This window comes from Arthrobacter sp. NamB2 (assembly GCF_005281365.1).
Taxonomy (GTDB): domain Bacteria; phylum Actinomycetota; class Actinomycetes; order Actinomycetales; family Micrococcaceae; genus Arthrobacter_D.
On the sequence record NZ_SZWI01000004.1, the window covers coordinates 236,370 to 260,266 of the forward strand.

The following is a 23,897-nucleotide window of genomic DNA, read 5'->3' on the forward strand; positions in this document are numbered from 1 at the left end:
TCCTGCAGCTGTTCGTCCATCGTCTCGGTGTGGTCTGCAGGCTGCCGGAAGGAGGCGCCGCCCTCTTGAATCAGACCCCCATCCGGCCGGATAGTCGTCGCCTGGCTCCGGGGAAGTGAAGCCAGGTGGCGATCCATGTCCGGCGGCTGGAGATCTCATCCAAGGGATGGTGCCGTCCGCGTTGTGATTGCTGCGTCCTGGTCCTGCTGGTGCTGCCTGTCCTGCTGGTGCTGCCTGTCCTGCTGCTCGGATCAGATGATGCCCGGGAAGGCATCCTCATCCGTTTCGGAGAAGGCGGTCTCCTTCTCCGAGAGGTAGGACTCCCAAGCCTCCGCCGCCCAGATCTCCGCTCGACTTCCTGCGCCGATGACCGCGAGGTCCCGGTCCAGTCCGGCGTACGTCCTGAGTGCAGCTGGGATGGTGATCCTGCCCTGCTTGTCCGGCACCTCGTCCGAGGCCCCCGACAGGAAGATGCGGTTGTAGTCCCTCGCCTGGCGTGACGAGATGGGCGCCGCCCGCATCTGCTCGTGAACCCTTTCGAACTCACTCATGCTGAAGACGTAGATGCACCGCTCCTGGCCCCTCGTGAGGACCAGCCCTTCGCTCAGTTCCTCCCGGAACTTCGCAGGAAGGATGAGCCTGCCTTTCTCGTCGAGGCGCGGGGTGTGAGTTCCGAGGAACATCCCTGACCGCCTGTTCTGAGTCCGCCAAGCCCAGCTCGTTGCCGTCTTGCTCTTATGTCCCCCACTTTACTCCACAACTCTCCACCGTCAATGCTTGCGGGGCGTGGCGCGCCCCTCGTGCTCCCTTGGGAGGAGAAAGCGGCCCGTGAGAATCTGCAGATTCCGGGGTCCGCTTCGATGGGGGAGGGAAGTGGAGGACAAGTGGAGGGAAAACGGCACACCAGAGCTCGAAGCAGTTGTTCCAGGCTTTAAATGGAGAAGAACCCGCCGTGGCGGGTTCTTCTCCATCGTGACGATCTCTTCGGTTACTGCGACCCGAGGATCAGATGCTGCCGCACGGGCAGCTCCTGCTACGTCTGGTCGCGCTTCCGCTCATCCCATTTGTCCTCGAGGCTCGACATGAAGCCGCTCTTGCCGCCCGAGGTCGCCTTCGTGGGCCTCCCGAGTGGCTGACCCGCTTCAACCTGCTTCGACTTCGTCGTCGCGAAGTAGACGCCGCCACCCATGATCAGGAATCCCGCTACCCCGATGAAGATGTTCTGGTACACGATGCCGGCAAGCAGGACGAGGATGCCGGCGATCGTGATGAGGGACCCGATGACCAGGCGCCTGGTCGACATAGACCTGCGAGTATCGGAAGCCATCGAGTGCGCGAACTTCGGATCGTCGGCGTGCAACTGCTGTTCAAGCTGATCAAGCAGCCTCTGCTCGTGTTCCGAGAGTGCCATGACCGCCTCCTTGATGTCGGTACCAACGTTCCTGCATCCAACTAACGTCCCGGACGCGGACCGGGTTCCCGGCGGAGGGATCGACGGCCTCGGGTTCCGGAAAGTGGATTGTGCGTGTCGGACGGCAGCTGGACTACCTGATCCAAGACTAGTTTGCTACGGGGTGGGTGCAAAGTCACAATGCGGTGTTGATCGGGTGTGAGGGCGGTGCTATCTGCCCGTGATTCCCGCTCAGTCACGCGGTTTTCGCGACTGGACGGCAGGGGGACGCAGCCGCGCTCCTGGCACGTCCCGCTTCCCGGCCCAAAGCCGCGCCGGCTGCTCTCCCTCCAGCTGCTCGTCCTGTCCATCACGTGGTCCGTCCGTCGAGTTCGCTCGCCCCCTCGGAATGAGCAGACCCGCCGGCACGACACCGGCGTCACCGAATTTGCGGTTCACGTCGTCCAGCGCGCGCTCCGCTATCCTCCAGTTGTCGTCCCGGCGATCGATCGTCAGCTGTGTGGACCCGTCTCCGCCCGGCTCGAGCGATTCGGCGCGCAGACCGATCAACCGGACGGCCATCGGCCGGTCCCCCAGCGCTGCGAGCAGCGCGGTGGCGGCACTGTAGAGGGCGTGAGCGCTGTCCACCGGCTCGTCCAGCTTCCGGGACCGCGTGAGAGTCGAGAAGTCGGCATAGCGGAGCTTCAGGGCTACTCCCCCGGCACGGTAGCCGGAGGACCGCAGCCGCGTGGCGGTCCTGTGCGCGAGCCTCAGGAGTTCCCTGCGCAAGACGTCCGTATCGTCCACATCGCTCGAGAAGGTCTCTTCCGCACCGATGCTCTTCTCGGGCCTGGAGACCACCACGCGCCTCGGGTCCCGGCCCCAGGCGAGGTGGTGTACGTGCTCCCCCGACGCTCCCAGCAGGCTCCGGAGGGTCGAGAGCGGCGTACGGGCGACATCCTCGACGGTCCGGATGCCGATGCGGGCCAGGACTTCCTGGGTCTTCGCTCCGACGCCCCACAGCGCGGACACCGGCAGGGTATGGAGGTAGGCGACCGTCTGGTCGCCCGGGATGAGCAGGAGGCCGTCGGGCTTCGCCCTGGTCGACGCGATCTTCGCGACGAACTTGGTGCTGGCGGCCCCGACACTGGCCGTGATGCCGAGAGTGGAGCTGATCTCTGCACGGACCTGTTCGCCGATCTCGCGGGGGCCGCCGAGCCTGCGCATCGAGCCGGCGACGTCGAGGAAGGCCTCATCGACGCTCAGCTGCTCAACGTCGGGCGTGACGGAGCGGAAGATACCCATCACCCGGGCGGAGACCTCGGCGTAGCGCCGCTGGTGAGGAGGAAGGATCACGGCCGTCGGGCACTGACGCATCGCCACCGACATGGGCATCGCTGAGCGGACTCCGAACCGGCGAGCCTCATAGGAGGCCGAGAGTACGACGGACCGTCCGGACGGTGAGCCGACGATCACCGGGACACCGTGGAGGTGAGGATGATCCAGCAGTTCGACGGAGACGAAAAAGGCATCCATGTCGATATGCAGGATGTGGCACTCCGCATGCTCAATCGCCGTCGGGCGCTCGTCCTTTGACACGCAGTCATCGTACGCAGTGCCACTGACACGCGGGCGCGGCGTCCGGCGGAAGGGCGGGCAGAGGGCGCACCGCCCTCCGGATAGAGTGGGATCACCACGACCAGCCGAGCTGCCCGGGAGACCCATGCTGTCCGCACCCGCCACCCCCGACCAGGGCGGCTCCACTCCCGAGACCATAGCGGCGGAGCAGGACGTGTTCCGGGCCGCACTCACGAGCAGCATCGACGACTTCCTCACGAACCAGCGGGATGTCCTCGCAGCCATCTCCGTCGAGTCGCTTCCCCTGATCACGAGCATCGCGGCCCTGACGAGCGGGGGCAAGCGGATGCGCGCCCTCCTGTGCTATTGGGGGTGGCGGGCGGCCGGCGGCTCACCAGCAGCACCTGCTCCCGTGATGGCGGGGACGGCCCTCGAGTTCTTCCAGGCGGCTGCCCTGATCCATGACGACATCATCGACCGTTCGGATACGCGGCGAGGACGCCCCAGTGTCCATCGGGAGTTCACGACACAGCACGCCGACGCGGGCTGGCACCTCGACCCCGAGCGCTTCGGCGTCTCGGCGGCGATCCTGGCGGGCGACCTCTGCCTCGCGTTCAGCGAGGAACTGTTCACTGCGTCTTGCTCCGGTACGGGTGGCAGTGCGGCGAGGACGATCTTCAACCGCATGCGGACGGAGGTCATGGCGGGCCAGTACCTCGATCTCCTGGAGGAGGCTGTCGGCCCTGATCAGGCACCGGCGGTGGCTGAACAGCGCGCCCTGAACATCCTGCGCTTCAAGTCGGCGAAGTACTCGATGGAACGTCCACTCATGCTCGGCGGTGCTCTGGCAGGTGCGGACGGCGCCCTGCTCGCGGCCTACTCGGCCTTTGCGCTGCCCCTCGGGGAGGCGTTCCAGCTGCGCGACGACGTCCTGGGCGTGTTCGGCGATCCCGAGGTCACGGGGAAACCGGCGGGCGACGACCTCCGCGAGGGCAAGCGGACCTTCCTCATCGCGCGCGCCACCGGCGCGAGCGACGATCGGGCCTGTGCCGAGATCAATGCGATGCTGGGCGACACGGACATGGACGCCGGCGCTGTCGAGAGGCTGCGGTCGCTCATCACGGCCAGCGGCGCGCTGGCCCACACTGAACAGCTCATCGAGGAGAAGTCCGGGGAGGCGTTCGCCGCGCTGTCCACGCTGCCGGTCGATCCGGTCTCACGTCAGGCTCTGCAACTGCTCGCCGAGGCGGCCGTCACCCGCACGGCCTGACCGGACCACGCCGTCACCAGCACGGCCCGACGGAGTCTTGACACGCCGGCCGGCATCAGCAAGCAGACTGGAATGGTCCCCGGTACGGCCGCTCCTCCTACAGCCCGGGACGGTACCGGCTCAGGCACGGGCCCCAACGCCGCGCGGTTCGACCTGCGCAGCTACCAGGCGGCGGCTTGTGCCCGACGACGTATCTCGGTCTTCCGCCCCGCACGGAGCGCGTCGATCGGCCGGCCGGGTAGCGACTCGTCCTCGGTGTAGAGCCACCGGATGATGTCCTCGTCGCCGTAGCCCGAGTCCGCGAGGACCACGACGGTGCCCTTCAGACTGTCGAGCACCTCACCGTCCGCGAGGAACTCGGCGGGAACGCTCCTGATCTTCCGCTCACCGACCCTGACGCTCACCAGGGACCGTTCGCTGATCAGCGAATGCACCTTGGTGATGGGCAAGCCGAGAGTGGCGGCCACTTCGGGAAGATTGAGCCAGGCGGGAACGAGTTGTTCGAGTTCAGTCACCGTCCAAGGGTGCCACGGCTTCAGCACACAACTCCACTCGCGGAAGGTGCCGCCCGACGGCCCGGATCGAAGCGATCAGCGCAGGGACTCCCGGGGCCGTAAACACCCGACGGGAGCGACACGCCGTAACCGGTCCTCCACTAATTTCGGGACCTCTTGTGCTAACGCCTTTTTCGTGTAAATTCACAGGAGTCACACAAGTAACAATATCAACAGGTGACACAAGAGCATCACAGCACCTGCATGCGCCCGGACAGGAAGAACTGCCCCGGGCACGTGCGTCCGCGCGGACTCAGCCGCCAACAGACGAGGAACGAAACATGACTGCCCAGCGTTCGAACGCACCGCTGAACGGCACCAGCAGGAGGGCACGCGGCACCGGCTCGCGTGGCCTGAATGTCGCCGTGACCACCGCCGCTCTGCCTGCGGTGATCCTCTCCTCCGTAGCCCTGGCTCAGCCTGCGTCGGCGGCTCCGGGTCAGCAGGCACCGGCTGCACGGCATCTCGGAGGGACAGTAACACCAGCCACCCAGCGTGCGGTCGTACCAGCGGCACTGGTCGCCACCCAGATCCCTGCGCAGAAGATCGCTGTCGCGACGCAGAACGTGCCGAGCGAATACACCATCAAGCCGGGCGACACGATCGGCGCGATCGCGAAGCGTTTCGGTCTCGTCACCCAGGAAGTCCTCTCGCTCAACTCTCTGGACGCGCGCACCCTCATCTTCCCAGGCCAGAAGATCAAGCTGACGGGCTCCGCTTCGCCCACAGCCGGGCCGGCTGCCCCCGCAGCTCCTTCGCCCGCGTCCGGTGCCGCCTCCTACACCGTCAGGTCGGGCGACACGCTCGGAGCCATCGCAGCCCGTCACGGCGTGGACCTGCGGGCCCTTCTCCAGTCCAACGGTCTCTCGATGACGTCCATCATCCACCCGGGCCAGAAGATCAACCTGGGCGGACCCGCTCAGACACCGGAGAAAGCTGCACCCGCACCCGCACCCGCTGCACCCGAATCCGGAGCGTCGTACACGGTCAAGCCGGGAGACACCCTCAGCGCTATCGCAGCCCGCAACGGCGTCAGCCTGCAGACCGTCCTCGCGTCGAACAACCTGTCGATGACGTCGATCATCCGACCCGGCCAGAAGCTGACGCTCGGCGCCACCGTCAGCACGCAGTCCACGCCACCGGCGACGGCGGCACCCGCCGCTCCCGCTCCCGCTCCCGCTCCCGCTCCCGCTCCCGGCAGCTACAGCGTCAAGGCGGGCGATACCCTCGGCGCCATCGCCTCACGACACGGAGTCAGCCTCGGCGATCTCCTGGCGGCGAACAACATGTCGCGAACGACCGTCATCTACCCGGGCCAGAAGCTCGCACTGCCCGGTGCCGGTTCTGCTCCCGCACCGGCAGCCGTCCCCGCACCGACCGATCTCGTTCCGTCGACTTTCCTCGGATACAGCTACCCGGACAAGGTGGTGGCGGACGCCAATGCGAACAAGGCCCTGCTCAACTCCCTGCCCGCCCCGTCGCAGGCGGAGATGAAGCAGATCGTCGCCGACACCGCGAGGTCCATGGGCGTGGACCCGAGCCTCGCCATGGCCTTCGCCTTCCAGGAGTCGAGCTTCAACCAGCGGGCCGTGTCGCCGGCGAACGCCATCGGCACGATGCAGGTCATCCCCTCGTCCGGGCAGTGGGCGGGCGACCTCGTCGGGCGCAAGCTCAACCTGATGGACCCCTACGACAACGCAACGGCAGGCGTCGCCATCATCCGGTCGCTCATCCGGACCAGCCCGTCGCTCGACGTCGCCATCGCCTCCTACTACCAGGGTCAGTACTCGGTACAGAACCGAGGCATGTTCGAGGACACCAAGCAGTACGTCGCCGCGATCAAGGCCCACCAGAACAACTTCCGGTAGGCCTGCATCGGCGGACGCCGCATCAATGGAGGGGGCGGGACCCGTGGTGGTCCCGCCCCCTCCTGCTGTGCCCGCTTAGTATCGAGAGGTGCACCAGCAACGGAAGGACCCTCTCGAGGGCGCGATCGTCGACGGACGCTATCTCGTCCATTCGCGTCTGGCCCGCGGCGGCATGTCCACTGTCTATCTGGCTACGGATCATAGGCTGGACCGCCGGGTGGCGTTGAAGGTCCTGTACCCCCACCTTGCCGAGGAGCCCGGCTTCATCGACCGCTTCGAGCAGGAGGCGAAGTCCGCGGCGCGCCTGTCCCATCCCCACGTGGTCGGTGTCCTCGACCAGGGCGTGGACGACGTCGGTGGACAGCCGGTCGCCTACCTCGTCATGGAGTTCGTCGCCGGCAGGACCCTGCGCGACGTCCTGCGCGAGCACGGCCGCCTGACCCCGCGCCACGCCCTCGTGCTGCTGGACGCCGTGGTGGAGGGTCTGGCCGCAGCCCACGAGGCCGGGTTGATCCACCGCGACGTCAAGCCCGAGAACGTCCTGCTGTCCGACAGCGGACAGGTGAAGATCGCCGATTTCGGCCTCGCCCGCGCGGTCTCTGCCGCTACCGGGACGGCGACGCTGGCCGGGACCGCCGCCTACCTCTCGCCCGAGCTGGTGCTCGGCCGCCCGGCGGAGGCCCAGAGCGACATCTATTCCACCGGCGTCATGCTGTACGAGCTCCTCACGGGACAGCAGCCCTTCACGGGCGAGACTCCCATCCAGGTGGCGTTGCAGCACGCGCAGGCCGACGTTCCGGCACCATCGGTACTGCTACCCGGACTTGCGCCCGATATCGACGAACTCGTCCAGTGGTGCACCTCGCGGGATCCGGAGGACCGGCCGGTCGACGGATCGGCACTCCTGGGCGAACTGCGCCACATCCGTACCACCCTGAGCGACGAAGACCTGGACTTCACGGCAGCTGATGCCGGCGTGCTGCCACAGCACCAGGATCACCCCACGGTCGCCGTCGTACCCCCTCCTCCCCTGGATGACGCACGGACCGAGGTGTTCAAGCGCGCAGCGTCACGGTACGACGACGGCTCGACCGCTCCGTCCGGTTGGACGGAGGTGCTGCCCGGGGATGGGAACGGCGACGACACGACGCGTGTCATCAGCGGCGATCGGCACGCGACGCGGGTGATCGGAGCGATGCCACCGAGGCCGCCGTCGCCCGCGCATCAGGGACTGCCGGACCCGAACGCCACCTCCCGGTTCGGTAGGAACGAAACCGAGCACGACCACCGGCACGGCACCTGGGACGACGACGACGCAGCCGACGATGAGCCGGGACTGCGTTCCGACGCCCGCTTCGTCGACGCTTCGGCCGATGGACCGTCCGCACGGCACGGGGGCAGCAGTGCCGCTCCACTGTCGAAGAGGCAGCAGGCACGGCAGGCGCAGCGACCGCAGAAAACCCTCCGCAGCCGCGCCGCGCATCGCTCGGTGCGCCTGCTCGTGGTCCTGCTGGTGCTCCTCGCAGCCCTCGTCGCAGGAGCGGGTTGGCTCTTCGGCGCGGGACCGGCAGGCGTGGTCTCCCTCCCCGACGTCGCCAATGTGCCGCTGGCGGAAGCACGTGCCGCCCTTAGTGAGGAGGGGCTGGCGACGCTGTCCACCGAGGAAGTGTTCAACGAGGAGGTGCTGCCAGGCCTCGTCGTCGCTACCGATCCGGGTGCCTTCTCGGAGGTGCGACGCTTCGAGCGCGTCGAACTCATCGTCTCGAAGGGCCCAGAGCTGTTCCGGGTTCCGGACCTGCTGGGTCTGACACGATTGGACGCTGACGCAGAGCTCCAGGAGGCGGGGCTCGCCGTCGGCGGCCTGCAGGAGGAGTACAGCGAGTCCGTACCGGCGGGCGACGTCATCCGCCAAACCCCGGAGCACGGGGCGGAGCGTCGCCGCCACTCCACCGTGGACCTTGTCGTGTCCCTCGGACCCGCGCCCGTCGCAGTCCCCGACGTCGTCGGGCTCACCGCGCAGGAAGCTGTCACCGCACTCTCGGATGCCGGACTCGAAGCGGTGGTGAGCGATGTCCCGGAGTACAGCCGCACCGTACCGGCGGGCGCCGTGCTCGGGCAGGACCCTTCGGGGGTCGGGGTTCCGCGCGGAACGCGTGTGACGCTGACACTGTCGCAGGGGCCGCGCATGGTCAAGGTGCCGAACGTCTTCTCGTTGCCCGAGGGCCGCGCGGTCGACGCCCTCGAGGCGGCCGGGTTCACCGTGCAGGTCGACTACACCTTCGGCAGTGCGGTGCTCGGGTTGGTAGCGGGCCAGAGCCCGTCGGGCGAGCAGCCGGAGGGTACGACCATTCGCATCACGGTCACCTAGGACGGGCTCCGGCGGAACGACCGAAGGCGGCCACCGGAGTGGCCGCCTTCAGTCGTTCTCCCTGGTCGTCGGACCTCAGCTCTTCGAGAGGGCGCCCGCGACGAGGAACGCCATCTCCAGGGACTGCATGTGGTTGAGGCGGGGATCGCACACCGATTCGTACCGCTCGACGAACGCCTCCTGGTCGATGGGATCGGCGCCGCCGAGGCATTCGGCCACGTCGTCGCCCGTCATCTCGACGTGCAGGCCGCCGGGGAACGTTCCCAGCGAGTTGTGCACCTCGAAGAAACCACGTACCTCGTCGATGACGTCGTCGAAGTTGCGGGTCTTGTACCCGTTCGGTGACGTCACGGTGTTGCCGTGCATCGGGTCCGTCACCCAGAGGACCTGGGCCCCCGAGCCGGTGACGCGCTCGACCAGCTTCGGCAACTTCTCCCGGATGTTCTGCGCGCCCATGCGGGTGATGAACGTGAGCCTGCCGGGTTCGCGGTTCGGATCGAGCTTGTCGATGAGCGCGAGGGCGTCGTCCCCCGACGTCGAGGGTCCGAGCTTGACGCCGATCGGGTTCCGCACGCGGGACAGGAAGTCCACGTGCGCGCCGTCGATGTCGCGGGTCCGCTCACCGATCCAGAGGAAGTGTGCCGACGTGTCGTACGGCAGGGACGTGCGGGAATCGATGCGGGTCAGCGCGCGCTCGTAGTCGAGGAGCAGGGCCTCATGGCTGGCGAAGAACTCGACGCGCTTCAGCGCCTCGAAATCGGCACCGCAGGCATCCATGAAGCGCACCGCACGGTCGATCTCGCGGGCGAGTGACTCGTAGCGGGAGTGCGCCGGGTTGGCCATGAAGCCCTTGTTCCAGTGATGGACGAGCCGCAGGTCCGCGAACCCTCCCTGGGTGAAGGCCCTGATCAGGTTCAGCGTCGACGCCGACGTGTGGTATGCCTTCACCATGCGTGACGCGTCGTGCCCACGGCTCTCCGGGGTGAAGTCGTAGCCGTTGACCATGTCGCCCCGGTAGGCGGGGAGTGTGACGCCGTCGCGTGTCTCGTCATTGGAAGAGCGGGGCTTGGCGAACTGGCCCGCCATCCTGCCCATCTTGATCACGGGCAGCGACGCGCCGTAGGTCAGGACGACGGCCATCTGGAGGATCGTCCGCACGCGGGCGCTGATCTTGTCGGCGGTTGCCCCGTCGAAGGTCTCGGCGCAGTCGCCGCCCTGAAGGAGGAAGGCCTTGCCCTGCGCGGCGGCGGCGAGCCGTTCACGCAGTACGTCGACCTCACCGGCGAAGACGAGTGGAGGCAGGCTCGAGAGTTCCTTGACCGACGCCGAATAGACTCCAGGGTCCTGCCACGAAGGCTGCTGGACTGCGGTCATCGAACGCCAGGCATCGAGGCCCTGGGTGGTGGACGAGGCAGGTTCCGCTGTACGCGGGAGGACGGGAGCGAGTGAATCAGTCACACCGAAATTCTACCGGTTGCGCGTCGGGCTCCCGATTCGGCCCGTCATCGCCGCTTCACAGTCCGACGGCGGTCACGCTAACCGGCGGGCGGGCCGGCGTTCCGACCGTCGTCCGTCCCCGTGGGTCCCTCCGCAGGGGCCGTGCGACCGATCTCCGTGACGGTGCCGGGGGCCGGGCCGGCGGCCTCGTTCGACATCCTCACCGCGGCCCGGCGGGTGTCCGCTCCGGGCTTCGGCGTCTTGCGCCCGGCAGCTTTCTCGGCGGCGAGGCGCTCCTTGACCGTACTGGCGTAGGCGTCGACGTACTCCTGGCCCGACAGCCGCATGAGCTCGTACATGATCTCGTCCGTGACGGACCGCTGGACGAAGCGGTCGTCTTCGAGCCCCTCGTAGCGGGAGAAGTCGAGGGGTTCGCCGATGATGATCCCGACACGCCGGATGTTCGGGATGCGCCGGCCGATGGGCTGCACCTTGTCGGTGCCGATCATCGCGACCGGGATGACAGGAACGCCCGTGGCCAGGACCAGTTTGGCGACGCCGGTCTTGCCGCGGTAGAGGCGGCCGTCGGGGCTGCGGGTTCCCTCGGGGTAGATGCCGAGGATGCCGCCTTCGTTGAGGATGTCCATGCCGGCGGACAGTGACGACGACGACGCCGCGCCACCCGAACGATCCATGGGCAACTGGTTCGACAGCCTGAAAAAGAGCGCCGTCAGGCGACCCTTGAGGCCCTTGCCCGTGAAGTACTCGGACTTGGCAAGGAAGACGACCGGCCGCGGGACGACGATCGGGAGGAAGATCGAATCGGAGAACGACAGGTGGTTGCTGACGATCACCGCCGGGCCTGACGACGGGATGTTGTCGAGCCCCTTGACCCATGGCCGGAACAGGAGGTTGAGGATCGGACCGACGATGATCCGCTTCATCACCCAATAGAACACGCTGCCAGCCTCCCTGCATGGACGGCGCGGCATGTGGCATGCCGCCCGCTTTTTCATGTGGAAGCCTACTCTAAGGACGCGGTGCCGTCGGCTGGTTCCGGCATCGGGGAGACCCGCGGCGGGCAGGGCGACTCCCGCCCGTATCCTCCCGAGGTGCGATGCCGTGGTACCGGGCCTGTCGAGCACTGTCGACACGCGGACGGACGGTTGACGTAGCGGCGCGCTGTGCCCACGATTAGACGAGCACGCCCTCTGATTTCCACGACGCCGGGCCGGATACCGTCCGACCCCAGCCGCAGCACGCGACAGCAGGTAGCAAAGTATGGGCCCCCGAGGTCAGGAACCGAACGAATCCACTGATGACGCCGTCTGGCAGGATCTCGTGGCACGCCTGGAAGGAACGCCCGCGGACTCCGGTCCGCCGGACGTCCCTCCCGCCCAGGGCGCCTCGCCCGTGACGGCCAAGGGGCCACACCAGGATGAAGCGGCCCGTCGCAGGCCGGAGGCGGCAGAGCCCCTCGGTGAGACGGGCGCGGGCGGTGCCGGCCTCACGGACAGGGAGAGGGCGGATGCCATCTTCCGCAATCAGCCGTTCCGGTCGACGGGACCCCGCGACTACAGCCCACCCGACGGACCTGAGGACGACGAGGGGTTCGTGCCGGAGGAGCCGCCGCCCCTCGGTACGGGCGATCCGCTGACGGTTCTCGCCTGGATCGGCGCCGCGGGCGGGCCCATCCTGCTGCTCCTCTTCGCCATGTTCTGGCGTGACGCGCCGCTGGCCGCCACGCTGGGGGTCCTCGCACTGTTCCTGGCCGGCGCCGGCTACCTCGTCACGAAGCTGCCGAAGCATCGCGACATAGGGGACGACGGCGCCGAGGTCTAGCGACCAGCCTGGCGCGACCAGCCCGGCGATCGCAGCGCGACCCTTCAACTCGATCGTCCAGCGCCGGGCCCGCGCCACCCTCCGCCGTCGTCCGGAGCGCCGCTCACGTACCGCTGCGGGAGAGCAGGCGCGACAGGTCGGCTGCTCCGATGAGCCCCGCTTCCGGCCCCAGCGCCGCGCGCTCTATCCGCGCCGCGGGTCGGAAGCCTCGGCCCGTCAGGTTCCTCCCGAAGGCCCGCCTCGCCGGATCGAGCAGGAGTTCACCGGCTGCGCTGAGCCCACCGCCGATGACGAAGGTTCCAGGGTCGAGGGCGGCCGCCAGGTTGGCGAGCCCCAGCCCCAGCCACTGACCGACGTCGTCGACCAGTTCACGGGAGGCCGGATCGCCCTCCATGGCCAGCCGGGTGACGAGCGCGCCCGTGATGGGCGATCCGTCGACCGGCGCTGCTCCGATGATGGCCTGCGCCACCGGGCTGTTCGCCGCGGCCAGCTCCCGCGCCTCGCGCCCGAGTGCGTTGCCGGAGGCGTACTGTTCCCAGCAGCCGCGGTTCCCGCACTCGCAGCGGTGCCCCTGCGGAACGATGATCTGGTGCCCGAACTCCCCCGCCACGCCGTACCGGCCCCGCTCCACGCGCCCACCCATGATCATGGCGCCGCCGATCCCCGTACCGAGGGTGACGCAGACCAGGCGGGACTCGCCCCTCCCCGCACCGAATCGCCATTCCGCCCACGCAGCGGCGTCCGCGTCGTTCACCACCGTGACGCGGCGTCGCAGCAGCTTCTCGAGGTTGCGGCGCAGCGGCTCGTTGCGCCATGCCAGGTGGGGACTGAACAGGACCGTGCTGTTGGACAGGTCCATCCACCCGGCCGCGCCGATACCGACCGAGCGAATCCGATACTCGCGTGACAGCTCGCGAACGAGTTCCGCGATGACCTCCTCGACCGCGCGCGCATCCTGGCCCGGCGTCGCCCGGCGTGCCTCGGCGAGGATCCGGCCCCGCACGTCGACGACCCCGGCGGCAACCTTCGTCCCGCCGATATCGATGCCGACCGAGAGGCCGCGACGTGCCGGGTTGGGGAAGGTGCTGCGGGCGGCCCGCGCGCTCAACTGGCCGTTCCCCCGCCACGCGGCACCGGCGTCGGTCCGGGGTCGGCGGGCGCGTGGGCCGGCGGCCTCCGGCATGATCGGCATGCGGTCCTTTCGTCGTCCCCGGGGGAAGCGTGTGCCGCCACCGTTACCGATTCGTACATTACTGGACAGTGATTCAAGCAGGCGAAGCTATAGGCTGAAAGCCACCCACGGTCGAGTGATACCAAAGGAGCTATCGTGCGCGACATCAGCGTTCCCGTCCTCGTGGACGTTCCCCGCCAGACCAATACGACCGACCTCGTCGTCCGGCAGGCAGCCAAGCCGTCGAATCCCGCGTTGTTCGCCGTCAAAGGTGCGTCCGGCGATTGGGAGAACATCTCGGCCACCGAGTTCCGACGTCAGGTCGAGGACGTCGCCAAGGGCCTGATCGCTTCGGGCGTGCAACCGGGCGACCGCGTGGCGATCATGGCCCGCACCCGCTACGAGTGGTCCCTGGCGGATTTCGCGATCTGGTTCGCTGGCGCCGTGTCCGTGCCCGTCTATGAGACGTCCTCCCCGGCGCAGGTCGCGTGGATCCTCAGTGACTCCGGTGCCGTCGGAGCCTTCGTCGAATCGGCGCGTCACGAGAACGTGGTCCGCGAAGCCGTCGCGCTCGAGGACATCGAGTCCGTCCAGCACGTCTGGCAGTTCGACGGCGACGGACTGGACACGCTGAGGACCGCCGGTGTCGGGACCGACGAGCAGACCCTGTCCGACCGGCGAGCGTATGCCGGCCTCGACGACATCGCGACCATCATCTACACCTCCGGTACCACCGGCAAGCCCAAGGGCTGCGAACTGACCCACGGCAACTTCGTGGAGCTGTCGGAGAACGGTGCTGCCGCACTGCCGGAGGTCGCCCACGAGGGCGCCCAGACCATCATGTTCCTCCCCCTGGCCCACGTCTTCGCGCGCTTCATCTCCGTGCTCTGCGTTGCTGCGGGCGCCACCGTCGCCCATACGCCCGACGTCAAGAACCTGTTGCCGGACCTGCAGAGCTACAAACCGACGTTCATCCTCGCCGTGCCGCGCGTCTTCGAGAAGGTCTACAACAACTCGATGCTGAAGGCCGAGGACGGCGGGAAGGGCAAGATCTTCCATGCGGGTGCCGACGTCGCCATCGCCTGGTCGAAGGCAGAGCAGGCCGGGAAGATCCCACTGGGTCTGAAGGTCAAGCACGCCCTCTTCGACCGGCTGCTCTACGGCAAGATCCGGACCGCGATGGGAGGCCGTGTCCAGCACGCAGTCTCCGGTGGCGCGCCCCTCGGAGACCGGCTCGGACACTTCTTCCACGGCATCGGGCTCATGGTGCTGGAGGGCTATGGCCTGACCGAGACGACTGCACCGATCACCGTGAACACGCCGAAGCGCATCAAGATCGGAACGGTCGGGGCGCCCCTTCCGGGCAACGCCGTCAGGATCGCGGACGACGGCGAGATCCTGGCGAAGGGTGTCTGCGTCATGAAGGGCTATTTCAACCGCCCCGACCTGACCGAGGAGGCCTTCGTGGACGGCTGGTTCCGGACAGGTGACATCGGCGAACTCGATGAGGACGGCTTCCTGAGCATCACGGGCCGCAAGAAGGAGATCATCGTGACGGCCAGCGGAAAGAACGTCATCCCGGCGTTGCTGGAGGACGCGATCCGCGCCAACGCCCTCGTCTCGCAGTGCGTGGTGGTCGGTGACCAGCGCCCCTTCATATCGGCGCTCGTCACCCTCGACGAGGAGGCGCTGCCGGGCTGGCTCGAGCGGCACCACCTGCCGGCCGCCACCACGACGGCGGAAGCCGCGGAGCACCCGGCGGTCCTCGCCGAGATCCAGGAGCTCGTCGATACCGCCAACACGACCGTATCGCGTGCGGAGGCGATCAAGGTGTTCCGCATCGTTCCGACCGACTTCACCGAGGCCACCGGTCACCTGACGCCCTCGATGAAGATCAAGCGGGCGCAGGTCCTGAAGGACTACTCGGACGTCGTGGAGTCGATCTACTCGACGGCCAAGGTCTAGGTCCGGACGCGGTCTCCCCGGACGTCAGCCGGTCTTGAGGTTCAGCAGCGCGTTCTCGACCACCTCGGTCAGGGCCGGGTGGATCCAGTACTGACCCCGCGCCATCGTATGGGCATCGAGCCCGAAGGACATCGCCTGGATGACGGGCTGGATGATCATCGATGCCTCATGGCCGATGATGTGCGCGCCGAGGATCCGTCCGCTCGCCTGCTCCGCGATGAGCTTCACGAATCCCTGGGTGTCCTCCATGGCCCACCCGTACGCCGTCGAGCCGTAGTGCTGCACCGCCGTGACGATCGCGGTGTCGGTAGCCTCCGCGTGTCCGAGTGCCTGCTCCTCGGTCATGCCGACGGCGGCGACCTGCGGGTGGGAGAAGACCGCTGACGGCACGAAGCGATGGTCACTCGCCCGCAAGTCCTGCGGATGCAGCAGATTGTGGGCGACGACCTTTGCCTCGTGATTCGCCACGTGCTTGAGCTGGTACCCGCTGCTCGCGTCGCCGAGCGACCACAGTCCGTCCACGGGCTTCCCGCCGCGGAGGACCCGCTGGTACTCGTCGACGACGAGGCGTCCGTCGTCGTGCAGGTCGAGTCCGGCGTCCGCCGCTCCCAGCCTGTCGGTGTTCGGAATCCGACCGACGGCGACCAGGACCATGTCGACCTCGAGAGGGGTCGGACCCGCCGGTCCGTTGAGGCGGGCGGTCACGCTTCCGTCGTCGTTCGCGGCGATCCCGGTGACGTCGGTGTCCAGTCGAAGATCCCATTGCTCCGCCGCCTGCTCCGTGAAGGCTTCGGACACCGTGTGGTCGAGGTGGCGCAGCATGGCGCCGGAGCGGACCGCGATGGTCACGCTGGTACCGAAGGCGGCGAAGACCTGGGCGAACTCCGCCGCGATGTAACCTCCTCCGACGATCAGCAGTCTCCTCGGACGCTGATCGACGCGCATGATGGTGTCCGAGGTGTGGACCTGCGGCAGGGATATCCCGGGAATGTCCGGCAGGACGGCTCGGGACCCGGTCGCGATCACCAGCTGGTCGGCCGTGATCAGATCGCCGGCTGGTGTCTGGAAGGACCTCTCCCCCGTCAGCCGGACGTGCTCCTCGATCAGGGTGACGTTCTCGAGCTCGTCGGCACGGTAGGCCCGTCCACCGCTCGATATCGCGTCTATGCGCGTGAAGATGCGGTCACGGATATCCCGCCACCGCACACCGTCGAGGGAGAGATCCACGCCGAGCCGCGACGAGGTTGCCGGTGCCGATGCAAGGAGCGCCGGGTAGACGTACATCTTCGTCGGGATGCAGCCGACGTTCAGGCACGTTCCACCGAAGGTTCCGCCGTCGACGAGCACGACCTTCCGGTCATCCCACTCGGGTGAGATGAGCGTGTTGCCGGAGCCGGAGCCGATGATGGCGAGGTCGTAGTGGGTCACAGGACGCAGTCTAGCCCCGGTCAGGACGCGAGCTGGTCCACCAGAAGCGCCGCCAGTTCGGTCACCGCCCGCCTGGTGGCGGGGCGGAGTTTGGCCAGGTCGATGCGCGATCCCTCCGCCAGGTGACGGTCGTAGGGAATCCGGACGACGGTGGAGACACGCGAGCGGAAGTGCTGCTCGATCTGGTCGATGTCGACCTGTGTCCCGTTGCCCGAGGACAGGTTGATCACGACGATCGCCTTCGCCAGCAGGTCCTGCCGACCATGCGCCTCGAGCCAGCTGAGCGTCTCGGACGCAAGCCTCGCCTCGTCGACGCTTCCACCCGAGACCAGGACCACGGAGTCCGCCTTCTCCAGCGTGCCCTTCATGACGGAGTGCACCATGCCGGTGCCGGAGTCGGTCAGGACGATGGAGTAGTAGCGGCTCAGGACGTCCGTCACGGCGCGGTAGTCGGCATCGTCGAAGGCCTGTGCCACGGCGGGGTCGGTGTCCGAGGCGAGCACATGGAGCCGGGAGCCGTCGCGGGTGACATAGCCCGCTAGCTGGGCGAACGATTCGATCGTGTAGCGGTTCTGCACGAGCTGGCGGGCGGTGTAGTCGGCACGGCCCGGCGAGCGGTCCGACAGCGTGCCGCGGTCGGGATTCGCATCCATCGCGATGATGCGGTCCTCGCGAAGATCGGCGAGTGCCATACCGAGGAGCGTCGTCACGGTCGTCTTGCCGACACCACCCTTGCGGGACAGGACGGGAACATAGCGCGTCCGGCCGCCGAGCCTGACGGAGATGCGGTGCTCGAGCGCACGCTGGACGCGCACGGCGTCGGAATCCCCGACATTGACGCGGCCGAACGTGATGGCGTGGAGCCACCTCCGCCAGCCGGCAACCGGAGGCTTGTCGGCCGCGACGAGCAGCCGATCGGCCGTGAGCGCCGACGCGGGCTCCGGTCCGACCTCTTTCTCCCGCCGGGCGCTGCGTTCCGTCACCGGCTTTCCCTGCGCAACCGCTCCGTGCGTCAGGACCACGGCGTCGGTCGATGGAACGATGCCTCCCGGCACAGCTGCCTGCTGCGAGGCGGCGGCCCGGCGGTCGTCACCTGTAGCGGTCGCAGCGGTCGAAGAGGTCGAATCGGACGGAGCGGTCGAAGAGGACGGAGCGGTCGAAGAGGACGGAGCGGCCGAAGAGGACGGAGCGGCCGAAGAGGACGGAGCGGCCGAAGAGGACGGAGCGGCCGAAGAGGACGGAGCGGACGGCGGGAAGGCCGGAACGGTGAGGGCCGGTCCCTGCAGGATGGCTGGGGGGACGGTCGTGACCGGTACAGCGAAGGCGTCCAGGTGGAAAGCGACAGGGTCAGCGGAACCGGCTGCGTCCTTCGATGCCGGCTCATGGGTGGGCGCACTGCTGTCCCTGCTGTCCCTGCTGTCCCTGAGGGCAGGATCGGCCGCACCTGCCGCGCCGTCATCGACGCTTCCGTTCCCACCCGTGGCTTCGCGTGGTTCCCCATCCCTCCCCTGGTTCGGGGTGGGCTCGATGAAGGGGACGCCCGGCACGATCGGCACGCCGTGCGTCGGGTTCCCCGTCGTGCCGTCGGTGCCGCCGTTCAAGGGCTCATTCGGGTCGCTTGCCATGGTTCCTCACACATCGTCGGCCGGGCCACTCGGTCGATCGGACCGGAGCGGCCGCACTGATTCCAGCGCCCTACTCTAGCGTGCTGGCCCCTGCCCGCAGGAAGGCCCGGTCCACCTCACGCGGGGGCCACCACCAGGAGGAGATCGCCGCCCTGCGCTGGCCCGGCGCCGTCGAGCGCGACGCGTTGTACCGTGCCGCTGATGGGACTGGTGATGTTGGCTTCCATCTTCATCGCTTCGATGGTGGCGACGGTGTCGCCGGCGTTGACGGCCTGCCCCTCGGTGACGGTGATGGTCACGGATCCGGCGAAAGGCGCGGGGACATGGCCCGGAGTGCCGGGGTCGGCCTTCTCCGCCGCCTTGACGTCGCTGGCGATGCTCCGGTCACGGACACTGACGGGCCTCATCTGCCCGTTGAGGGTGCACATCACAGTGCGCATGCCCTTCTCGTCAGGTTCGGACACCGCTTCCAGGGTCGCGATGAGCCGCACACCCTTCTCCAGCTCGATGACGTGCTCAACCCCGGGCTGCAGGCCGTAGAGGTAGTCAGCCGTACTGAGCAGGGACACGTCACCGTAGGTGTCGCGCGTGGCCGTGAACTCCTTCGTCGGCCCGGCGAACAGCAGGGTATTGAGCACAGTGCGGCGCTCCGAGGAGGTGCCTGCGAGCTTCGCCTCGTCGTCGTCGGACAGCTCGGCGTCGCGGGGTTTGAGTTCCCGTCCCTGCAGTGCCTTCGTCCGGAAGGGCTCGGGCCAGCCACCCGGAGGGTTGCCCAGATCCCCGTTCAGGAACCCGATGACGGAGTCGGGGATGTCATAGTCCTGGGGATTCTGCTCGAACTCCGCCGGGTCGGCGTTCCTGCCGACCAGGGCCAGGGCGAGGTCGCCGACGACCTTCGACGACGGGGTGACCTTGACGAGCCTGCCCAGGATCCTGTCGGCCGCGGTGTACATGTCCTCGATGGCCTCGAAGCGTTCCCCCAGGCCCAGGGCGATGGCCTGCTGCTTGAGATTGGACAGCTGCCCGCCCGGGATCTCGTGCCGGTATACGCGGCCGGTGGGGCCGGGAAGCCCTGACTCGAAGGGCGCGTACATGCGCCGCACGGCTTCCCAGTAGGGTTCGAGCGCGCACACGTTTCCGAGATCCAGTCCGGGGTCCCTCGGAGTATGGGCCAGGGCGGCAACCAGGGCTGACGCCGAGGGCTGGCTCGTCGTGCCTGCCAGGGGTGCGCTGGCGACGTCGACGGCGTCCACGCCGGCTTCGACCGCTGCCAGCAGCGTGGCCAACTGACCTCCCGCGGTGTCGTGGGTGTGCAGATGCACCGGCAGGTCGAACCGTTCGCGCAGGGCGGCGACGAGTTTCGCGGCCGCGGCCGGACGGAGGAGCCCTGCCATGTCCTTGATCGCGAGGATGTGCGCGCCGGCGTCGACGATGCGCTGCGCCAGCTCCAGGTAGTAGTCCAGGGTGTAGAGGTCCTCCGCGGGATCGAGCATGTCCGCCGTGTAGCAGAGCGCTACTTCGGCGACCGCGGTCCCGGTGTCCCGGACCGCCCGGATCGCCGGCTCCATCTGGGACACGTCGTTGAGCGCGTCGAAGATCCGGAAGATGTCGATCCCCGACGAGGCCGCCTCGTGCACGAAAGCGGCGGTGACCGCTTCCGGGTACGGGGTGTAGCCGACGGTGTTCCTTCCTCGCAACAGCATCTGCAGGCAGATGTTCGGCACCTCGCGGCGCAGCGCGTCGAGGCGCTCCCACGGATCCTCACCCAGGAAACGGAGCGCGACGTCGTACGTCGCTCCACCCCATGCCTCGACCGACAACAGCTCCGGCGTCAGTCGTGACACCGAAGCACCGGCCGCCACGAGATCCGACGTCCGCACTCGGGTCGCGAGCAGCGACTGGTGGGCGTCCCGGAAGGTCGTGTCCGTGACCGCGACCGCTGTCCGCTCCCGCAGATGACGCGCGAAGCCCTCCGGCCCGAGCTCCTGCAGACGCTGGCGGCTCCCCGACCCCGGCGCGGGGACCTTCGGCCCGGCGTCGCGGTCAGCTTGTTCGGTAGGCAGGGCGGGCAGTTTCTGGCGGGGGTCCAGGTGCGCCGGACGTGCACCGTTGGGCTGGTTCACGGTGACGTCGGCGAGCCAGGTCAGCAGCTTGGTGCCCCGGTCCGCCGGAACCCTGGCGGTGAGCAGTTCGGGACGTTCGTCGATGAACGACGTCGCCACATTGCCCGCGATGAAATCCGGGTCATCCAGGACCGCCTGCAGGAAGGAGATGTTCGTGGACACACCGCGGACCCGGAACTCCGCCAGGGCGCGCCTGGCCCGGGTCACGGCCGACGGATAGTCCCGGCCGCGGCAGGTGAGCTTGACGAGCATCGAGTCGAAGTGCGGGCTGATCTCCGCCCCCGCGTACACCGTGCCGCCGTCCAGTCGCACGCCGGCACCCCCGGCGGAGCGGTACGCGGAGATCCTCCCGACGTCGGGCCGGAAGCCGTTGGCCGGGTCCTCCGTGGTGATCCGCGACTGCAGGGCAGCGCCGCGCAGGGTCACCGTGTCCTGCGACAGACCGAGGTCCTCGAGCGTCTCGCCCGCAGCGATGCGCAGCTGGGACTGCACCAGGTCGACGTCGGTCACCTCCTCGGTGACGGTGTGCTCCACCTGGATGCGCGGGTTCATCTCGATGAAGACATGCTGCCCCGCGCGCTCCCCGACCGTGTCCACCAGGAACTCCACCGTTCCCGCGTTCACGTACCCGAGGGTCGTCGCGAACTTCACCGCATCCCTGTGCAGCGCCTGGCGGATCCCCTCGTCCAGGTTCGGGGCAGGGGCGATCTCGATGACCTTCTGGTGGCGGCGCTGCAAGGAGCAGTCCCGCTCGAACAGGTGCATCACATTCCCCTGCGCGTCCGCGAGGATCTGCACCTCGATATGGCGCGGCCGTAGGACCGCCTGCTCCAGGAACATCGTCGGATCCCCGAACGCCGACTGCGCCTCCCGCATCGCCGACTCCAGGGCCTCCGGCAACGCCTCACGCGTATCGACCCGCCGCATCCCACGGCCACCGCCACCCGCCACGGCCTTCGCGAACACCGGGAAGCCGATCTCGTCCGCCGCCGCGATCAGCTCGGCCGCGTCCGCGCTCGGACGGGACGACGCCAACACCGGTATGCCCGCAGCCCGAGCAGCATCCAATGCCTTGACCTTGTTCCCCGCGAGCTCCAGCACATCCGCGGGCGGGCCCACGAACGTGATGCCGGCGTCCGCCGCGGCCCGGGCCAGGCCCGGGTTCTCCGACAGGAACCCGTACCCCGGATAGATCGCATCACACCCGGCCTCCGTGGCGACGCGGATGATCTCGTCGATATCCAGATACGCCCTGACCGGGTGGCCCTCCTCGCCGATCAGGTACGCCTCGTCCGCTTTCTGCCGATGGATCGAGTTGCGGTCCTCGTGCGGAAAGACAGCGACCGTCTTCGCTCCCACCTCATGTCCGGCCCGAAAAGCGCGAATGGCGATCTCGCCACGGTTAGCTACCAGAATCTTCGAGAACATCGCACTCCTGCATCCTTGCCGGTCGGGTTCTTCACGCTGCGTCGATCCTACCCGCCGGCCATTCCGGGGGCGCGCTCATTGTCGGGCCGCTGCCGGACCCGTCGGAGGGCGATCCCGGGTGCAGCTGTTGGCCGGGGAACCGCGGCGGAACGGGGCGCCGCACCGGATCGCCCTATGATGGTCGGGGATCAATATGCGACCCGCCTGCCCGGCGGCGGCTACAGATAGGTATGGGTTTATCACGTGCAGGTAGTGAGCATCAGCAGCCTCAAGGGCGGCGTGGGGAAGACATCGGTCACTCTGGGGCTCGCCTCGGCAGCATTGGCGGCTGGGATCCCGACGCTGGTGGTCGACCTGGACCCGCACGCTGACGCAACCACCGGTCTCGGGGTGCGGCCGTCAGGCCAGATCGACGTCGGACGCCTCCTCAAGAACGCACGTCGCGGCGACCTGGGCGGCAACACGGTTCCCAGCGGCTGGGTTGCGACCGCGTCCAAGCAGACCACTGCGTCCCCCACCCTAGACGTCGCCATGGGCTCCGCGTACTCGGGCATCTATGACAGGCCGGACCTCGGGCGTCGCGACCAACGCCGTCTGGCGACGCTGCTCTCCCGCGTCGAGGGCTACAGCCTCGTCCTGGTCGACTGCCCGCCTTCGCTCAACGGGCTGACGCGCATCGCATGGACAGCGAGCAACAAGGTCCTCCTCGTAGCCGAACCAGGCCTGTTCTCCGTTGCGGGCACGGAGCGCACCATGCGTGCATTGGAGCTCTTCCGCCAGGAGTTCGCGCCGAATCTGCAGACGGCCGGCATCGTCGCCAACCGTGTGCGCTCCACCTCCAACGAACACTCGTTCCGTCTGAACGAGATGAAGCAGATGTTCGGGGAGTTGCTGCTGAGCCCGACGATTCCGGAGCAGGCCAACTGGCAGCAGATCCAGGGCGCCGCCCACTCCGTGCACCACTGGCCGGGCGAGTCCGCCCAGCAGGCTGCAGGCTACTTCGACGACCTGCTGAAGAGCGTGATGGATTCCGGCAGGATGCGAAGCCGTAGCGCGAGGCGCTAGCTACTCCTAGCTGTGGAGAACCGGTACCTCCGTAGCGGGCGCGACGTCTGATCGGCCCGGAGGGTTCGGTCAGCTGATCTTCCGCGTCGCGCGCCGCTTGCTGAGTTCGTCGCCGGGGAAATCCTGCTCTGCAGCATGCTCGCTGGGGAGGGCCGCAAGGCTTCCCTCGACCTCGCGCCACACGCGCCCGACAGCGATGCCGAACACGCCCTGCCCGCCTTGCACGAGGTCGATGACTTCGTCCGCCGACGTGCATTCGTAGACGCTGGCGCCGTCGCTCATGAGGGTGATCTGGGCGAGATCCTCGACGCCCCGCTCACGCAGGTGTTCGACCGCCGTGCGGATCTGCTGTAGGGAGACTCCCGTGTCGAGCAGGCGCTTGACGACCTTCAGGACGAGGATGTCCCGGAATCCGTAGAGGCGCTGGGTGCCCGAGCCGGAGGCGCCCCGCACGGCCGGTTCGACGAGACCTGTGCGGGCCCAGTAGTCGAGCTGGCGGTAGGTGATACCTGCCGCCTTGCAGGCCGTGGGGCCGCGGTATCCGGCGTCTTCGTCGAGGACGGGCAGGTCTTCCGTGAAGAGTAGGCCCTGGGCGCTAGGTGGGATACCAGCGCCTGCCGGGCTGGTTGCCTTGCCGGCGTCACCCTTCGGACTCACGTGCTGCCTCCTCGTCGGGTTCCCGGGGAAGTCTGCTGTTCGGGGCGGAACGTCGGGTGCGCACCCAGGGTGCCCCGAGCCCCCCACACACGCAATGGGAACTGTATGCTTCGACGTTAGGCCGCGCG

At 68.0% G+C, this 23,897-nt stretch carries 17 protein-coding genes; 6 read left to right on the plus strand and 11 right to left on the minus strand.

What is annotated here, in order from left to right; genetic code table 11:
• Window positions 1-251: 251 nt before the first annotated feature.
• The 3 genes from mraZ to dinB form a co-directional block, all read right to left on the minus strand.
• The gene (gene mraZ / locus FDK12_RS09760) at window positions 252-683 is read right to left on the minus strand and encodes a division/cell wall cluster transcriptional repressor MraZ (protein WP_104117484.1); all 432 of its coding nucleotides are present in this window, start codon (window positions 681-683) and stop codon (window positions 252-254) included.
• 350 nt (window positions 684-1,033) lie between these two features.
• Window positions 1,034-1,411, minus strand: coding sequence for a DUF3040 domain-containing protein (locus FDK12_RS09765; protein ID WP_104117485.1), 378 nt, complete (start codon window positions 1,409-1,411; stop codon window positions 1,034-1,036).
• 231 nt (window positions 1,412-1,642) lie between these two features.
• A complete protein-coding gene (dinB, locus tag FDK12_RS09770; protein ID WP_223263211.1) occupies window positions 1,643-2,989 on the minus strand; it encodes a DNA polymerase IV in 1,347 nt (448 codons plus the stop codon).
• Between the two features lie 124 nt (window positions 2,990-3,113).
• Here dinB and FDK12_RS09775 point away from each other — a divergent pair, with 124 nt between their 5' ends.
• Window positions 3,114-4,238 (plus strand): polyprenyl synthetase family protein, encoded by a 1,125-nt coding sequence (locus FDK12_RS09775; protein WP_137369391.1) that lies wholly within the window; start codon window positions 3,114-3,116, stop codon window positions 4,236-4,238.
• Window positions 4,239-4,399: 161 nt separating this feature from the next.
• On the opposite strand, the gene FDK12_RS09780 is transcribed toward FDK12_RS09775, so the two are convergent.
• Window positions 4,400-4,753, minus strand: coding sequence for an Rv2175c family DNA-binding protein (locus FDK12_RS09780; RefSeq protein ID WP_104117547.1), 354 nt, complete (start codon window positions 4,751-4,753; stop codon window positions 4,400-4,402).
• A 320-nt stretch (window positions 4,754-5,073) separates the two neighbouring features.
• On the opposite strand from FDK12_RS09780, the gene FDK12_RS09785 reads away from it, so the two are divergent.
• Both FDK12_RS09785 and FDK12_RS09790 read left to right on the plus strand, forming a co-directional pair.
• Window positions 5,074-6,660, plus strand: coding sequence for a lytic transglycosylase domain-containing protein (locus FDK12_RS09785; RefSeq protein ID WP_137369392.1), 1,587 nt, complete (start codon window positions 5,074-5,076; stop codon window positions 6,658-6,660).
• A gap of 88 nt (window positions 6,661-6,748) precedes the next feature.
• On the plus strand, window positions 6,749-9,028 hold the full coding sequence (locus FDK12_RS09790; protein ID WP_137369393.1) for a Stk1 family PASTA domain-containing Ser/Thr kinase: 2,280 nt from the start codon (window positions 6,749-6,751) through the stop codon (window positions 9,026-9,028).
• A 75-nt stretch (window positions 9,029-9,103) separates the two neighbouring features.
• On the opposite strand, the gene FDK12_RS09795 is transcribed toward FDK12_RS09790, so the two are convergent.
• The gene (locus FDK12_RS09795; RefSeq protein ID WP_104117490.1) at window positions 9,104-10,486 is read right to left on the minus strand and encodes a class II 3-deoxy-7-phosphoheptulonate synthase; all 1,383 of its coding nucleotides are present in this window, start codon (window positions 10,484-10,486) and stop codon (window positions 9,104-9,106) included.
• Window positions 10,487-10,563: 77 nt separating this feature from the next.
• Window positions 10,564-11,424, minus strand: a complete 861-nt coding sequence (locus FDK12_RS09800) for a lysophospholipid acyltransferase family protein (protein WP_137369394.1) — start codon at window positions 11,422-11,424, stop codon at window positions 10,564-10,566.
• A 322-nt stretch (window positions 11,425-11,746) separates the two neighbouring features.
• Here FDK12_RS09800 and FDK12_RS09805 point away from each other — a divergent pair, with 322 nt between their 5' ends.
• Window positions 11,747-12,307 carry a hypothetical protein gene (locus FDK12_RS09805; protein WP_137369395.1) on the plus strand — a complete coding sequence of 187 codons (561 nt, stop codon included), beginning with the start codon at window positions 11,747-11,749 and terminating at the stop codon, window positions 12,305-12,307.
• Between the two features lie 103 nt (window positions 12,308-12,410).
• Here the strand turns inward: FDK12_RS09805 and FDK12_RS09810 are convergent, their stop codons facing one another.
• On the minus strand, window positions 12,411-13,499 hold the full coding sequence (locus tag FDK12_RS09810) for an ROK family glucokinase (RefSeq protein WP_223263212.1): 1,089 nt from the start codon (window positions 13,497-13,499) through the stop codon (window positions 12,411-12,413).
• Between the two features lie 135 nt (window positions 13,500-13,634).
• On the opposite strand from FDK12_RS09810, the gene FDK12_RS09815 reads away from it, so the two are divergent.
• Window positions 13,635-15,443: an AMP-dependent synthetase/ligase gene (locus FDK12_RS09815; protein WP_137369396.1), complete on the plus strand. Its 1,809-nt coding sequence runs from the start codon at window positions 13,635-13,637 to the stop codon at window positions 15,441-15,443.
• A 24-nt stretch (window positions 15,444-15,467) separates the two neighbouring features.
• Here the strand turns inward: FDK12_RS09815 and FDK12_RS09820 are convergent, their stop codons facing one another.
• The 3 genes from FDK12_RS09820 to FDK12_RS09830 form a co-directional block, all read right to left on the minus strand.
• The gene (locus tag FDK12_RS09820; protein ID WP_137369397.1) at window positions 15,468-16,871 is read right to left on the minus strand and encodes a mycothione reductase; all 1,404 of its coding nucleotides are present in this window, start codon (window positions 16,869-16,871) and stop codon (window positions 15,468-15,470) included.
• 20 nt (window positions 16,872-16,891) lie between these two features.
• Entirely contained in the window at window positions 16,892-18,496 is a 1,605-nt protein-coding gene (locus FDK12_RS09825) for a MinD/ParA family protein (RefSeq protein WP_137369398.1), read from the minus strand.
• A 116-nt stretch (window positions 18,497-18,612) separates the two neighbouring features.
• A complete protein-coding gene (locus FDK12_RS09830) occupies window positions 18,613-22,047 on the minus strand; it encodes a pyruvate carboxylase (protein ID WP_137369399.1) in 3,435 nt (1,144 codons plus the stop codon).
• 243 nt (window positions 22,048-22,290) lie between these two features.
• Between FDK12_RS09830 and FDK12_RS09835 the strand changes: the two genes are divergently transcribed.
• The gene (locus FDK12_RS09835) at window positions 22,291-23,112 is read left to right on the plus strand and encodes a ParA family protein (RefSeq protein ID WP_137369400.1); all 822 of its coding nucleotides are present in this window, start codon (window positions 22,291-22,293) and stop codon (window positions 23,110-23,112) included.
• A gap of 69 nt (window positions 23,113-23,181) precedes the next feature.
• Here the strand turns inward: FDK12_RS09835 and FDK12_RS09840 are convergent, their stop codons facing one another.
• The gene (locus tag FDK12_RS09840; RefSeq protein ID WP_104117498.1) at window positions 23,182-23,769 is read right to left on the minus strand and encodes a MerR family transcriptional regulator; all 588 of its coding nucleotides are present in this window, start codon (window positions 23,767-23,769) and stop codon (window positions 23,182-23,184) included.
• Window positions 23,770-23,897 lie beyond the last annotated feature (128 nt).